Source organism: Streptomyces sp. NBC_00523, from assembly GCF_036346615.1.
Classification (GTDB): domain Bacteria; phylum Actinomycetota; class Actinomycetes; order Streptomycetales; family Streptomycetaceae; genus Streptomyces.
The window spans coordinates 2,947,939-2,961,777 of record NZ_CP107836.1; the positions used below are offsets into that span (position 1 = coordinate 2,947,939).

Annotated in this window: 12 protein-coding genes; 4 read left to right on the forward strand and 8 right to left on the reverse strand. The window is 71.7% G+C overall.

Annotation, left to right across the window (positions count from 1 at the left end; genetic code table 11):
* Positions 1–29: 29 nt before the first annotated feature.
* The gene (locus tag OHS17_RS13190) at positions 30–785 is read right to left on the reverse strand and encodes an HNH endonuclease family protein (protein WP_199780892.1); all 756 of its coding nucleotides are present in this window, start codon (positions 783–785) and stop codon (positions 30–32) included.
* Positions 786–956: 171 nt separating this feature from the next.
* Positions 957–1,823, reverse strand: coding sequence for an SCO6745 family protein (locus OHS17_RS13195; RefSeq protein ID WP_330312319.1), 867 nt, complete (start codon positions 1,821–1,823; stop codon positions 957–959).
* Between the two features lie 110 nt (positions 1,824–1,933).
* Here OHS17_RS13195 and OHS17_RS13200 point away from each other — a divergent pair, with 110 nt between their 5' ends.
* Complete coding sequence (locus OHS17_RS13200) at positions 1,934–2,506, forward strand: TetR/AcrR family transcriptional regulator (protein WP_330312320.1); 573 nt, start codon at positions 1,934–1,936, stop codon at positions 2,504–2,506.
* 4 nt (positions 2,507–2,510) lie between these two features.
* On the opposite strand, the gene OHS17_RS13205 is transcribed toward OHS17_RS13200, so the two are convergent.
* Positions 2,511–3,290 (reverse strand): GntR family transcriptional regulator, encoded by a 780-nt coding sequence (locus OHS17_RS13205; protein WP_330312321.1) that lies wholly within the window; start codon positions 3,288–3,290, stop codon positions 2,511–2,513.
* Positions 3,287–3,829, reverse strand: coding sequence for a GntR family transcriptional regulator (locus OHS17_RS13210; RefSeq protein WP_330312322.1), 543 nt, complete (start codon positions 3,827–3,829; stop codon positions 3,287–3,289). Before OHS17_RS13210 ends, OHS17_RS13205 begins: the two co-directional genes overlap by 4 nt.
* A gap of 161 nt (positions 3,830–3,990) precedes the next feature.
* Here OHS17_RS13210 and OHS17_RS13215 point away from each other — a divergent pair, with 161 nt between their 5' ends.
* On the forward strand, positions 3,991–4,386 hold the full coding sequence (locus OHS17_RS13215) for an ATP-binding protein (protein WP_330312323.1): 396 nt from the start codon (positions 3,991–3,993) through the stop codon (positions 4,384–4,386).
* 5 nt (positions 4,387–4,391) lie between these two features.
* Here the strand turns inward: OHS17_RS13215 and mfd are convergent, their stop codons facing one another.
* From mfd to OHS17_RS13235, 4 genes are all read right to left on the reverse strand, one after another.
* Positions 4,392–7,922 carry a transcription-repair coupling factor gene (mfd, locus tag OHS17_RS13220; RefSeq protein ID WP_018104091.1) on the reverse strand — a complete coding sequence of 1,177 codons (3,531 nt, stop codon included), beginning with the start codon at positions 7,920–7,922 and terminating at the stop codon, positions 4,392–4,394.
* Positions 7,923–8,308: 386 nt separating this feature from the next.
* Positions 8,309–10,888 (reverse strand): ABC transporter permease, encoded by a 2,580-nt coding sequence (locus OHS17_RS13225; RefSeq protein WP_330312324.1) that lies wholly within the window; start codon positions 10,886–10,888, stop codon positions 8,309–8,311.
* A complete protein-coding gene (locus OHS17_RS13230) occupies positions 10,885–11,673 on the reverse strand; it encodes an ABC transporter ATP-binding protein (protein ID WP_330312325.1) in 789 nt (262 codons plus the stop codon). Before OHS17_RS13230 ends, OHS17_RS13225 begins: the two co-directional genes overlap by 4 nt.
* 380 nt (positions 11,674–12,053) lie before the next feature.
* Positions 12,054–12,644, reverse strand: a complete 591-nt coding sequence (locus tag OHS17_RS13235; protein WP_330312326.1) for a TetR/AcrR family transcriptional regulator — start codon at positions 12,642–12,644, stop codon at positions 12,054–12,056.
* Between the two features lie 75 nt (positions 12,645–12,719).
* Here OHS17_RS13235 and OHS17_RS13240 point away from each other — a divergent pair, with 75 nt between their 5' ends.
* Together OHS17_RS13240 and OHS17_RS13245 are read left to right on the forward strand one after the other, a co-directional pair.
* Entirely contained in the window at positions 12,720–13,412 is a 693-nt protein-coding gene (locus OHS17_RS13240) for an NAD(P)-dependent oxidoreductase (protein WP_330312327.1), read from the forward strand.
* Positions 13,409–13,813 (forward strand): pyridoxamine 5'-phosphate oxidase family protein, encoded by a 405-nt coding sequence (locus OHS17_RS13245; RefSeq protein WP_330312328.1) that lies wholly within the window; start codon positions 13,409–13,411, stop codon positions 13,811–13,813. Before OHS17_RS13240 ends, OHS17_RS13245 begins: the two co-directional genes overlap by 4 nt.
* Positions 13,814–13,839: the final 26 nt, after the last annotated feature.

Here is a 13,839-nt window from a genome sequence, read left to right on the forward strand (position 1 = left end):
GCCCGCCGCCCCGCGTGACTACCGCCGCGTCAGCCGCCGCACTGCTTCAGCATCATGTCCTTGTCCGCGCTCGTCACCGGCAGGTCGTACTTCAGGGAGACCTGCGCGAAGCGGAGCACGTACGCGCAGCGGATCGGCTTGTACGGGGGGAGCCAGGTCGCGGGGCCCGCGTCGCGTTTGGCGTTGTTGGCCGGGCCGTCGACGGGGATGAGGTTGAGCGGATCGTTGGCGATCTGCTGGCGCTTGGACTCGTTCCAGTGGGCGGCGCCCATCTGCCAGTCGTACGACAGCGGCATGACGTGGTCGATCTGGACCTTGGTCGCCTGCTGCTTGCGCCACTCGATGGTCTTGCCGGTGTACGGGTCCTTGAGCGTCATGGAGACGACCACGCACTTCGAACCGGAGCGCAGCTCGACGTCCTTGCCGTCCCGGGCGAGCAGGTCGTTGCGGGTGTCGCAGCCGTTGTGGGACAGGGGGACGTCGTCCACCGAGTCCTTCCACGCGTACCCGAACTTGTCCCGCTCGTACCCGGTCTTGGGGCCGCGCCCCTTGGTGGCGACCTTCTCGATGATCTTCCGCGCCGCCGCACGGTCCTTGTCGGAGGTGAGGGGGGCGAGGCCGGGCTTCGTCCCGTCGTCGTTCGTCAGCGGGCTGGCGCCGAAGCCGGTGGCGGACTGGCCGCCGCCGTCCGCGCCGCCGCCGGTGGTGTCGATGTCCTTGGGCAGTTGGTCGGGGTCGCAGCCGCTCAGCGCGAGCACGGCCGTGGCGGCCAGGGCGGGGACCATCACTCGACACACGCGGGGAGATATCACTCGTAGCCGTCCTGACGGTGAGAAAGCCGAACCAACCAGGGAATTCTACGAACGTCTTCCCCGCCAGGAGGATTTCATGGCCGCGATCCGTACCCGCGTGCGGGCCTGATCACACCTCGCGCCCGCCTTCCCGCCCCCGCGGCCTTACACCTTTCCGATCCCCAGCGTGTTCTCGGGCGGCAGCAGCCCCGACCCGATCGCCGCGACCCACAGCGGGCCCAGCAGTGCGACCAGCCGCTCCCGCTCCGCGTCCGTGAGCACCCGCCAAGGACCGGCCGCCGCCTCGTCCGTACGCCGCTCGACCTCGGCCCGCAGCGCCCGGCCCGCCTCGGTCGCCGTGCCGTCGGCGGCCACCAGGCCCCGCTTCTCCAGCCGGTCGAGCGCCGCCTGCCACTCCTCGTCGCCCCACCCCCGGCTCGCGAACACCTCGGCCGGGGCCGCCCCGATCGCCGCGAAGGACACCAGCGCCTCGACCGGATCCAGCTCCGCGTCAGCCAGCGCCGCGAGGTGGCCGTCGCCCCGGTGTTCACGCAGGACGGTCGCCGCGTGCCACAGGGCGAGGTGCGGAGCGTCGGGCCAGGGCAGCGCGGCGTTCGCGGCGGCCATCGGCCGGTCCGCGGTGTCGGCCGCCTCCGCGACGCGCCGCAGCAGCGCGGCGGCCTCGGCCGTGTCCGGCGCGGTGATCCCGTCGCCCAGGAGCGCCTGGTACGTACGGTCGACGGCCCGGCCGCGCGCCGCGAGCACCGCGTCCGGCGAGGCGACCGACCAGACGGCGGGGACGTACGCGCCGACCATGCGCGGGCTGAAGCTGTGGAACGCCTCCCCGACCCGGTCCGCCCCCGCCGCTCCCAGCGGCGCCGCGCGCCAGGCGAAGTAGCTCGGCCACCGCTCATCGACCGCGTAGCCGAGCGCGGCGGCCTCCTCGAACGCCTCCGGCGCGTAGTACAGGACGGCGTGCACCGGCTCCAGCAGGTGCCACAACTGCCGTACGCGACCCAGTTCCTCGGACATGTCCACACCTTCCGCCACGCACCGGCCGCTATCTAGCCACTGCCTAGATCCCAAGAGTGCGCGTCATCGGCGAACTTGTCAACGACTAGATCCCGCGTAACCTGCTGTCCATGACCAGCGACCGCGCCTACCACCACGGCGACCTGCGGCGGGCCGTCCTCACCGCCGCCCTCGACGTCATCCGGACCGAGGGTCCCGCCGCGCTCAGCCTGCGCGACCTGGCCCGCCGGGCGGGCGTCTCCCACGCCGCCCCCGCCCACCACTTCAAGGACCGCACGGGCCTGCTCACCGCGATCGCCGCCGAGGGGTACGCCCTGTTCGCGGACGCCCTGGCGGCGGCTCCGGACCTCCCGGAGCGGGGCGTGGCGTACGTACGCTTCGCGCGGGCGCACCCGGCCCACTTCCAGGTGATGTTCCAGCCGGACCTCTACCGCACGGACGCCCCGGACCTCCTGGCGGCGAAGGCCCGCGCGACGACGGAACTGCGCGCGGGCGTCGCCGGCCTGCCCCCCACCGACGACCCCCGCCTCGCGGGCGTGGCCGCCTGGTCCCTCGCCCACGGCTTCGCCACGCTCCTGCTCAGCGGCAACCTGGACGACGCGGTGGGCGACCGGGACCCGGAGGAGGCCTTCCGTTTGGTCGGCCGACTGCTGTTCAACACGGGGGACACACCCGCCCCATGAGGGCTTATTTGGCGGTGAACTCGTACTGCACCTCGTACAGATGCCCCGCCTTCACCATGACCGTGGCCTCGATGGGACGCTCGTCATCGCTGTAGACGACGCGCAGCGTACGCAGCACCGGCAGCCCGCCAGGCAGGCGCAGCGCCTGGTACTGCTCCTGGGTGGGCACGCGCGCGGACACACGGTCGACGCTGAGCCGCGGCGGGTACCCCAGCTCCGCGAGCAGCGTCGGGGTTCCACCCGGGATCTTGCGGCGAACGGTCATCGCCGTTCCACTGACGATGTCCAGCGGGTAGTACGAGGCCACGAGTTCGGCGGGTTCGTCGTCGATCGCGAGCAACTGGCGCCGCAGCAGAGCCGGATCGCCCTCCGAAAGCCTCAGCGCCTCCGCAACATCCGCCGGTGGCTGGACCTCGGCCACTTCGAGCAGGGTGCTGTGCGCCCGAGCGCCGCCCTTCGCCGCTTCGGTCAGCCATCGGTACGGTTCCCCCTCGCCCGCCGGGGCCATGGACGCGGCCGGGCGCACGGTCCGCTGGCGGTGCTCGCGGACGGTCACCGACGCGCCCGCTCTGCCGATCACCAGCTCCTCGTCCTTGAGTAGCTGCACCGCCTTCTGGACCGTTGCGTTCGAGGCGTCGAACCGCTCCTTGAGGTGGGCCGTCGAGGGCAGGTTAGCGCCGGGCGCGAGGTCTCCGCCCATGATCTGGTCCCTGAGATCAGCCGCGATCCGCTCATGCAGCGAACGGCGGTCGGCGGCGTCGGCTTCGGGTTTGGGCACGGTCATCCGATCCTGATCTCGTAGCGCAGCTTCTGGCGTCGCGGGGGCATGGCCATGACGTCGACCTGGATGGGCCGGTCCGCCTCATCCAGGGTGAGCCGCGTCAGCTGGAGGACGGGGTCACCCTCCACCATCGCCAGCTGATCGGCCTCGGACCCGGTCGCCCGCCGCGCGGTCACCTCTTCACGTACGCGTACGCCGACGTGGCCCAGCTCCGCCAGGAGCCTGACCGCCCCACCGGGGATCTTGGCCGTACCGGCGAGGCCGGTGCCGCCCGCGATGCCCAGCGGGTAGTACGTGTCCGTCAACTCGCAGGGTTCGCCGTCGAGGTACATGATCCTGCGCCGGGCGACGACGTCCTCCCCGGCCGCCACCCCGAGCAGCTCCGCGACCACTTCCGGGGCCTGCACCTCGCCCGCCTGGACAATGCGCTGACTCCCCCGGCGCCCCTCGGCGGCAGCCTCGGCCGCCCAAATGTCGCCCGGAGCGCCGGAGGGCGCGGCGAGGTAGGGCGTCGACGTGCTGACCCATTCGTTACCGCCCATGTCCGTCTCCTCCGCAGCTCCCACCGACACGACACCCAGCCTGCCTCATGTCCGGATGGGAGGCCCAGTTGCACCCCACCGAAGCGCAACCTTGCCGCTTTTCATGAATAGCAGTAAGGTCGTCGTCACGTTACAACCCGCAAGCAAGGCGGTGAACCACCGTGTCCCTGGTGCAGCAACAACGCTTCACCCGCAGGCGCACCTCTGTCGGTGCCTCACACGATTTCGTTACCGGCGTCCTCGCCGAGTGGCAGCTTCACACCTTGATCGAGGACATAAGGCTGTGCGTGTCGGAACTCGCCACCAATGCGTTGCTGCACGGCGTGCTGCCCGGCCGGGAGTTCGGCGTCGTCCTCCACCGAGCCGAGGACCGGGTACGACTGGAGGTCCGCGACAGCGGGCCCGGTCAGCCCAGCGTCCAGCAGGCCGCCGACGACGCCTGCTCCGGACGCGGGCTACACCTCGTGCGGGAACTCGCCGACGACTTCGGAGTCGATGACCACGTCGTCGGCAAGACCGTGTGGCTGGTCTTCAAGACCGCAGCCGCGTCCGGGTAGGCCGCTCACGACCCCAGAATCGTCGTAAGGAACTCCCCCGTCCAAGCCAGCAGTTCCCGTCCCACCACCGGCTTGCCGCCGATCTTGCCCGTGGTCGGGCGGGGGACCAGGATCTGGTGGACGGCCGGCTTGATGACCGTCTTCGGGTACAGGCGCTTCAGGCGCAGCTCCTGCGACTCGCGCAGCTCCACCGGCGCGAAGCGGATGTTCGGGCCCTGGAGCACGATGTCGCCGACTCCGCAGGCGCGGGCCAGCATGCGCAGGCCGGCTACCAGGAGGAGGTTTTCGACCGGTTCGGGGAGCTTGCCGTAGCGGTCGGTCAGTTCCTCGCGGACCGCCTTGATGTCGTCCTCCGAGGACGCCGAGGCGATCGAGCGGTACGCCTGGAGGCGCAGCCGCTCGCCGGGGGCGTAGTCGTGCGGGACGTGCGCGTCGACCGGGAGCTCGATCTTGACCTCCAGCGGCGGTTCCTCCTCCACGCCGCCCTCCAGGGAGGCCCGGTAGTCGGCGACCGCCTCGCCCACCATGCGTACGTACAGGTCGAAGCCGACGCCCGCGATGTGGCCGGACTGCTCGCCGCCGAGGAGGTTGCCCGCGCCGCGGATCTCCAGGTCCTTCATGGCCACGTACATGCCCGCGCCCATCTCGGTGTGCTGGGCGATCGTGGCCAGGCGCTCGTGGGCGGTCTCCGTCAGGGGCTTCTCCGGCGGGTACAGGAAGTACGCGTAACCCCGGTCGCGGCCTCGGCCGACGCGGCCGCGCAGCTGGTGCAGCTGCGAGAGGCCGAAGTTGTCGCCGCGCTCCACGATCAGCGTGTTCGCGTTGGAGATGTCGATGCCGGACTCGACGATCGTCGTGGAGACCAGGACGTCGAACTTCTTCTCCCAGAAGTCCACCACGACCTGCTCCAGGGCCTGTTCGGACATCTGGCCGTGCGCCGTGGCGATCCGCGCCTCGGGCACGATCTCGCGCAGCCGCGCCGCCGCCCGGTCGATCGACTCGACCCGGTTGTGGATGTAGAACGCCTGGCCCTCACGCAGCAGTTCACGCCGGATCGCGGCGCCGATCTGCTTCTCCTCGTACGGGCCGACGAAGGTCAGGACCGGGTGGCGCTCCTCGGGCGGGGTCGTGATGGTCGACATCTCGCGGATGCCGGTGACCGCCATTTCGAGCGTACGGGGGATGGGCGTCGCGGACATGGTCAGCACGTCCACGTTGGCGCGGAGCTTCTTCAGCTGCTCCTTGTGCTCGACGCCGAACCGCTGCTCCTCGTCCACGATGACGAGGCCCAGGTCCTTGAACTTCGTCTCCGAGGAGAACAGGCGGTGGGTGCCGATGACCAGGTCGACGGCGCCGTCCTTCAGCCCGGCGAGCGTCGCCTTGGACTCGGCCTCGGACTGGAAGCGGCTCAGCGCGCGTACGTTGACGGGGAACTGGGAATAGCGCTCGGTGAACGTGCCGTAGTGCTGCTGCACGAGCAGCGTGGTGGGGACGAGGACGGCGACCTGCTTCCCGTCCTGCACCGCCTTGAACGCCGCGCGGACCGCGATCTCCGTCTTGCCGTACCCGACATCGCCGCAGATCAGCCGGTCCATCGGGACCGACTTCTCCATGTCCTCCTTGACCTCGGCGATCGTCGTCAGCTGGTCGGGCGTCTCGGCGTACGGGAACGCGTCCTCCAGCTCCCGCTGCCAGGGGGTGTCCGGGCCGAAGGTGTGGCCGGGGGCCGCCATCCGGGCCGAGTACAGCTTGATCAGGTCGGCGGCGATCTCCTTGACGGCCTTCTTGGCGCGCGCCTTCGTCTTCGTCCAGTCCGCGCCGCCGAGCCGGTGCAGGGTGGGGGCCTCGCCGCCGACGTACTTGGTGACCTGCTCCAGCTGGTCGGTCGGGATGTACAGCCGGTCGCCGGGCTGCCCGCGCTTGGCGGGGGCGTACTCGACCAGCAGGTACTCGCGCGTCGCCCCCTGCACCGTGCGCTGCACCATCTCGATGTAGCGGCCCACGCCGTGCTGCTCGTGCACGATGTAGTCGCCGGTCTCCAGCGTCAGCGGGTCGATCGTCTTGCGCCGCCGCACCGGCATCCGGCCCAGGTCCTTGGTGGCGGTGCGCTGCCCGGTGAGGTCGGTCTCCGTGAGCACGGCGAGCTTCAGGCCGGGGTGGACGAAGCCGTGGTCGATGGCCCCGCACGAGACGTGCACCACGGACGGGGTGATCTCGTCCAGGTCCGGGTCGAGCCGGGCCGCGATCCCCTCGCCGCCGAGCATCTCGACCGTACGCGAGGCGAGCCCCTGTCCCTCCGTGACGTACACCGTGCGCCAGCCGTCGGCCAGCCGGCCCTTCGTGTCGGCGAACGCCCGCGCGGTGTCCCCCCGGTACATCTCGGGCGCCTGCATGCCCAGCGCCAGCGTGTCGTCGTCCAGCTCGGCGTCGGCGGCGAACGGGGAGATCGACCACCACATCATGTCCAGCTCACGGGCCCGCTCGCGGACGTCCGCGATGCCCCGCAGCGAGGCCGCGCCGACGTCGATCGGGGCCTCGCCGCCGCCCGCCGACGCCGCCCAGGACGCCTGGAGGAACTCCTGGCTGGTCGCGACCAGGTCCGCGGCCCGGGTCCGGACCCGCTCGGGGTCGCAGACGACGGCCATCGCGCCCTTGGGCAGCACGTCGAGCAGGAGCTCCATGTCGTCCACGAGGACCGGGGCGAGGGACTCCATGCCCTCCACCGCGATGCCCTCGGCGATCTTGTGGAGGAGCTCGCCCAGCTCCGGATGGGCCTCGGCGAGCGCGGCGGCCCGCTCCCGCACCTCGTCCGTCAGCAGGAGCTCACGGCAGGGCGGCGCCCACAGGCCGTGCTCGGCGACCTCCAGGGACCGCTGGTCGGCGATCTTGAAGTAGCGGATCTCCTCGACGTCGTCGCCCCAGAACTCCACCCGGAGCGGGTGCTCCTCGGTGGGCGGGAACACGTCCAGGATGCCGCCGCGCACCGCGAACTCGCCGCGCTTCTCGACCAGTTCGACCCGGGCGTACGCGGCTGCCGCCAGCGCCTCCACGGTCTCGCCGAGGTCGGCGCTCTGCCCGGTGCGCAGCGCGACGGGTTCCAGGTCCGCAAGCCCCTTGACCTGCGGCTGGAGCACGGACCGGATCGGCGCGACGACGACCGAGACCGGCCCGGTCTCCGGGTCGTCGGCGCGCGGGTGCGCGAGGCGCCGCAGCACGGCGAGCCGGCGGCCCACGGTGTCGGAGCGGGGCGACAGGCGCTCGTGCGGCAGGGTCTCCCACGACGGGAACTCCGCGATCGTGTCCGACGGCAGCATGGTGCGCAGCGCGGCCGCCAGGTCCTCCGCCTCCCGGCCGGTCGCGGTGACCGCGAGGACGGTCCGCCCGGCGTCCCGGGCCAGCGCGGCGACGGCGAAGGGCCGCGCGGCGGGCGGGCCCACCAGGTCGATGTGCATCCGGTGGCCGTCACCGGCGGCCTTCACCGCTTCGTCGAGCGCCGGATCACGTACGACGACATCCAGCAGACCGTTCAGGCTCATGAAGGGCTTCCGTCCGGGTGAGGAGAAGGGCCTCTGACGGCCGGCTGCCGCCAGGGCGCGCTGCCCCGGGGGCAACGCGAAGGGCCCGACACGTGCCGGGGGTGGTCCCTGGGCCGGGCCGGATCAGGGAGCGCGGGCCGGTGCGTGCAGCTGCAAGGCGGAGGAAGGAGCCCACGCGGAGCGTAGGCGACTGACGACAACGCCGCAGATGTGCGTGCCGGCTCGTGCGAGCCCGGCCTGGCCCAGGGACCACCCCCGGAGGGCCGGGGGTTACTAGCGTACGACTCGGGGAAGGGCGCCGCTTGCGCGACGGGGGCCTCACAGGCCACACGACCGGCCCCGGCCCGCTCCGAGGAGCGGGCCGGGGCCGGTCGTGCCGGTGACTCTCACCCGTCCGTGGCGATCGCGTTCAGGACGTTCATCCGGCCCGCCCGGAAGGCCGGGACCAGGGCGGCGAACAGTCCGACGAAGGCGGAGGCGACGAACACCGTGAGGATGGTCGGCCACGGGATGTCCAGGACGCCCAGGCCCTCCAGGGCCAGCAGCTTCTGGGCCGAGGTGCCCCAGCCCATGCCCAGGCCGAGGCCGAGCAGGGCGCCGAAGAGGGCGATGACGACGGACTCCAGCCGGATCATCCGGCGCATCTGGCGGCGGGAGAGGCCGATGGCGCGCATCAGGCCGATCTCGCGGGTCCGCTCGACCACCGAGAGGGCCAGGGTGTTCACCACACCGAGCACCGCGACGATGATCGCCAGGGCGAGCAGGCCGTAGACGACGTTCAGGAGCTGGCCGATCTGGTCCTTCAGGTCCTCCTTGAAGTCGGCCTGGTTCTGGACCTTGTACGTCGGGTACTTCGCGAGCGAGTCCTTGAGCGCCGCGTAGGCCGCGTCCTCCTCGCCGTCCTTCGCCTTGGCGAACATGAGCATGTTCTGGGGCATCTTGGCGGCGGGGACGTACTGCTGGGCGGTCGAGGTGTTCATGTACATCGCGCCCTGGTCGAGCGACGTCTCGTCCGAGGTGACCGCGGCGACCTTCAGCTTCGCCGTGTCGCCTCCCGCGAACGCGACGGTGATCGTGTCACCGACCTTGACGCGGTGCGCGGTGGCGTAGTCCTCGCCCACCGACATGGAGTTCTCGCCGTACGCCTTCGCCAGGTCGCCGGAGAGGACCTCGCGCCGGACGTCCTGCTGGTAGCTCGGGTCGGCCGCCGTGACCTCCTGCTTCTTCGTCACGCCGTCCGGGGTGGTGAGCCTGGCGTCCAGGACCCGGTAGTGCGTGAGGTGCTCGATGCCGGGCGCGGCGGCCAGCGCCTCGGCGGCCTGCGGGACGATCGGCCGGCCGTTGCCCGACTGCACGATGAAGTCCGCCCCCACCGACTTGTCCAGCTCGTCCGTGGCCGAGGCGACCATCGAGGAACCGACCACGGACAGGCAGGCCACCAGGGCCAGGCCGATCATCAGGGCCGCGCCGGTCGCGCCGGTGCGGCGCGGGTTGCGCAGGGCGTTGCGCTCGGCGAGCCGGCCGACCGGGCCGAAGAACCGCAGCAGCACGGCGCTGAGCGCCCGTACGACGACTCCGGCGAGCAGCGGGCCGATGACGATGAAGCCGATCAGGGTGAGGACCACACCGAGCCCGAGGAAGGCGGAACCGTCGCTCGCCTCGTCGACCCGGGTCGTCCACCACAGGGCGGTCGCGCCGGCGCCGGTGAGGACCAGGCCGATGCCGGCCCTGACCCAGCCCGACGTGGCGTCCGCGGGGGTCCCGGCGTCGCGCAGGGCCGCCATGGGCGAGACCTTGCCGGCCCGGCGGGCCGGGACGTACGCGGCGAGGACGGTGACGATGATGCCGAGCGCGAGGCCGGTCACCGGGGTGGTCCAGGCGATGGTGAGGTCGTCGGTGGACAGCTCCATGCCGATGGCGCCCATCACCTTCATGAGCCCGACGGCGAGCCCGACCCCGGCGCCGACGCCGAGGATCGATCCGACGATGCCCAGGAGCACCGCTTCCAGCAGCACCGAGCGGTTGACCTGCTTGCGGCTGGAACCGATGGCCCGCATCAGGCCGATCTCGCGGGTGCGCTGGGCGACCAGCATCGAGAAGGTGTTGACGATCAGGAAGATGCCGACGAGGAAGGCGATCCCGGCGAAGCCGAGCATCGCGTACTTCATGACGTCGAGGAACGACCCCATGGAGTCCTTGTTCGCCGCCGCGGCCTCCTTCTGGGTCTGGAGCTTGTACGCGGCCGAGCCGCCGAGCGCCTCGGCGACGTTCTGCTTCAGCCGGCTGTCACTGACGCCGGGTGCGGCGGTGACGGAGAGGTGCGTGAAGGTGTCGGGGGCGCCGAGCAGGGCGCGCTGGGCGGTGGCGGTGTCGAGGTAGACGATCGCCGCGCCGGGGTTGGTCACCTTGAAGGTGGCGATGCCGCTGATCCTGCCGGTGATGTCGCCGGTGGCCGCGATGGTGCGCAGCTCGTCGCCGATCTTCAGGTGGTGCTTCTCGGCGGTGTCGGCGTCGACCATGACCTCGGTCGGGCCGCGCGGGGCGTGGCCGGAGGTGATCTCCATGGAGCGCAGGTCGTTCTGCGTCCAGTTGCCGGCGATGGTGGGGGCGCCGGTCTCGGAGCCCATGTTCTTGTTGTGGCTGTCGACGACGGTGACGGCCGAGCTGGAGACGCCGCCCTCGGCCTTCTTCACCCCGTCGGCCTTCGCGACCCGCGCCAGGACGGAGGCCGGCAGCGATTCCGGCTTGCCGTTCTTGGGGATGTCGTCGACCTCGGCGTTCTTCGGGCTCACGGTGACATCGGCCGAAGTCGCGGCGAAGAGCTTGTCGAACGTGGCGTTCATCGTGTCGGTGAAGACGAGCGTGCCGCAGACGAACGCCACCGAGAGCAGGACGGCGACGGCGGAGAGCGCCATGCGTCCCTTGTGCGCGAGGAAGTTGCGCATCGAGGTCTTCCAGACGGTCATGACGTCCGCCCGCGCGCGTCGAAGTCCTTCATGCGGTCCAGCACCTGGTCGGCGGTGGGGTTGTGCATCTCGTCCACGATGCGCCCGTCGGCGAGGTAGAGCACCCGGTCCGCGTAGGAGGCGGCGACCGGGTCGTGGGTGACCATGACGATGGTCTGGCCCAGCTCGTCCACGGACCTGCGCAGGAAGCTCAGGACCTCGGCACCGGCCCGGGAGTCCAGGTTTCCGGTCGGCTCGTCGCCGAAGATGATCTCCGGCCTGGCGGCGAGGGCGCGCGCCACCGCGACGCGCTGCTGCTGGCCGCCGGAGAGCTGGGTCGGCCGGTGCTTGAGGCGTCCGGCCAGGCCGACGGTCTCCACGACCTGGTCGAGCCAGGCGGCGTCGGGCTTGCGGCCGGCGATGTCCATCGGCAGCGTGATGTTCTCCAGCGCGTTCAGCGTCGGCAGCAGGTTGAAAGCCTGGAAGATGAACCCGATGCGGTCGCGCCGGAGCTGGGTGAGCTTCTTGTCCTTGAGCCCGGTGATCTCGGTGTCGGCGACGTGGATCTGTCCGGACGTCACGGTGTCGAGGCCGGCCAGGCAGTGCATCAGCGTCGACTTGCCGGAGCCGGACGGGCCCATGATCGCGGTGAACTGGCCGCGGGCGATGTCCACGTCGACGTGGTCGAGCGCGACGACCCGGGTCTCTCCGGTCCCGTACGCCTTGACGACCTGCCGCGCCCGCGCAGCCACGGCCGTACGCCCTCCAGTGCCCCCGTGCCTGGGAATGGTTACAGCCGTTGTCACGGTTTTTCTCCTATGTCGGTCAGCGACGGGGTGTCGCCGTCTGCTGTGAAGTCTGCTGTGGGGAGGGGGTCCGGCGCGCTGGTGCCCAGCGCAGTCTTCCGGTGGGGTTTTCCCCACCCCGTTCCCTCCGGTCCGCCCCTCGGGCGGTGTGTCCGCGGTGCCTGTGCGGTGCGTCGGTGTTGCCTGTGCGATGCGTCTGCGGTACGACAACCACGCTACGGAGAGACCCCGCCCCCGCACGTCCTCCACCGGGAGGAACGGCCCCTGGCTCGCTGTAAGGAGCTCCCCCTAGGGGGTTGGACCCCCGGGTGGACCCCGGTCTCAGGGACTCCACCCAGGGGTCCACGCCCCGGGGTGGAGACGGGCCGCTCCGGGCAGGGCTACCGGCGCCGGGGAGCCAGTGCCGCGCGGACGGCCGGGGTGAGGGCGGCGCGGGTCCCGGCCGGGGTGAGGGCGGCCGGGGTGGGGAGGGGGTTCAGATAGCGGGTGTAGATGATTCCGCCGAGCACGGTCACCACGGCGGTGGCGCGGGCGGTCGCGTCCGACCCCCCGAGAAATTCAACGAGCCGCCCCAGCAGCTCCGTTTCCAGGTAGTCGCGGACGGCCTCTGAGGCGGCCTCGCCCCCGCTCGCGAGCCGCCGGAAGTCGGCGTCCTCCCACAGGCCCGTCACCGCGTCGATGAGCCGTCCGGGCAGGGTGGCCGGGTCACCGCGCAGCACCTCGTCCACCGCCAGCGCCTCGGCGCACCCGACCTGCATCACCTCGGCGAACAGGCCGCGCTTTGACCCGAAGTGATACGAGATCAGGGCCGCGTCCACCCCGGCGGCCACGGCCACGGCGCGCAGCGTGGTGGCCCGGTAGCCGCGCTCCAGGAAGAGGGCCCGCGCCGCGACGACGAGCGAGGCGCGGGTCGGCGGGTTGCCCCGGGGGCGGCCACGGGTCCGGGCGGGGGCGGCCTGGGCGTTATTCATCAGCGTTGAGCCTGCGGCGCGTGATCCGCACAGTCAAGGCGTTCCCACCGCACCCCGCAGGAAGCAGCCCACACCATGCGCATCACGCTCTTCGGCGCCACCGGCCCGACCGGACGCCATCTCACCGGGCAGGCCGTCGCCGCCGGTCACGAGGTCACCGCCGTCGTCCGCCGCCCCGGTTCGCTGCCGGCCCGCCCCGGGGTCACCCAGGCCGTCGCCGACGCCACCGACCCGGCGGCCGTGGACGCGGCGGTCGAGGGGGCGGACGCGGTCCTGTCCGCGCTCGGCGCCCGCTTCAGCAAGGCGCCCGTCACCCTGTACTCGCAGAGCGCGGCGGCCATCACCCGGGCCATGAACCGGCACGGCGTGGGGCGGCTGCTGGTCGTCAGCTCCAGCATCGCCGACCCCTCGTGGCGGCCCACCGGGGCGCACTTCTTCAACCACGTGCTCGACCCGCTGGTGAACCGGCGCCTGGGCCGCACCCTGCACGCGGACATGCGCCGCATGGAGGACATCGTCGGCCGCACGGCCCTCGACTGGACGCTGGTCCGCCCGTCGGGCCTCTTCGAGCACCCCGCCGTCACCGACTACCTCACCGCCCCGTCCAGCGCCGACGGCGTCTTCACGGCCCGCTCCGACCTCGCCGCGAGCATGCTGCGCGAACTGGACGAACGACGCCATGTGCGTACGGCCATGGGCGTCGTCACGACCGCGGTGAAGCCGAACATCGCCAAGCTCATCTGGAACGAGGGCGTGAGGAAGAAGTGAGCCCGGACCGGCCCCGGCTCACCGCCGCCGCCCACGACTTCCTCGCCCTCGACCGCACGGCCACCCTCACCACCCTGCGCCCCGACGGCACCCCGCACGTGGCCCCGGTCCGCTTCACCTACGACGCGGCCACCGGCCTCGCGCGGGTGACCACCCGGGCCGCCACCCGCAAGGCGCGGAACGTGTCGGCGGGCGGCCCGGTGGCCCGGGTCGCGCTCTGCCAGGCGGACGGCTTCCGCTGGATCACCCTCGAAGGCCGGGCCTCGGTGACCGGCGATCCCGTACGGCTGGCGGAGGCGGTACGCCGCTACACCGCCCGCTACGGGGCGGCCCCGCCCGGTCCGCCGGACCTGACGGTCATCGAGATCACCGTCGACCGGTTCCTGAGCCTCAACGTGTGAATTCCCCTGTGAAGAAAGCGATGTGA

Bases quoted from the DNA above. Each gene is read 5' to 3' on its own strand.
- OHS17_RS13235 (WP_330312326.1), bottom strand. From the start codon at position 12,644: ATGAATAACGCCCAGGCCGCCCCCGCCCGGACCCGTGGCCGCCCCCGG.
- OHS17_RS13190 (WP_199780892.1), bottom strand. From the start codon at position 785: ATGGTCCCCGCCCTGGCCGCCACGGCCGTGCTCGCGCTGAGCGGCTGC.
- mfd (WP_018104091.1), bottom strand. From the start codon at position 7,922: ATGAGCCTGAACGGTCTGCTGGATGTCGTCGTACGTGATCCGGCGCTC.
- OHS17_RS13210 (WP_330312322.1), bottom strand. From the start codon at position 3,829: ATGGGCGGTAACGAATGGGTCAGCACGTCGACGCCCTACCTCGCCGCG.
- OHS17_RS13225 (WP_330312324.1), bottom strand. From the start codon at position 10,888: ATGACCGTCTGGAAGACCTCGATGCGCAACTTCCTCGCGCACAAGGGA.
- OHS17_RS13205 (WP_330312321.1), bottom strand. From the start codon at position 3,290: ATGACCGTGCCCAAACCCGAAGCCGACGCCGCCGACCGCCGTTCGCTG.
- OHS17_RS13195 (WP_330312319.1), bottom strand. From the start codon at position 1,823: ATGTCCGAGGAACTGGGTCGCGTACGGCAGTTGTGGCACCTGCTGGAG.
- OHS17_RS13240 (WP_330312327.1), top strand. From the start codon at position 12,720: ATGCGCATCACGCTCTTCGGCGCCACCGGCCCGACCGGACGCCATCTC.
- OHS17_RS13200 (WP_330312320.1), top strand. From the start codon at position 1,934: ATGACCAGCGACCGCGCCTACCACCACGGCGACCTGCGGCGGGCCGTC.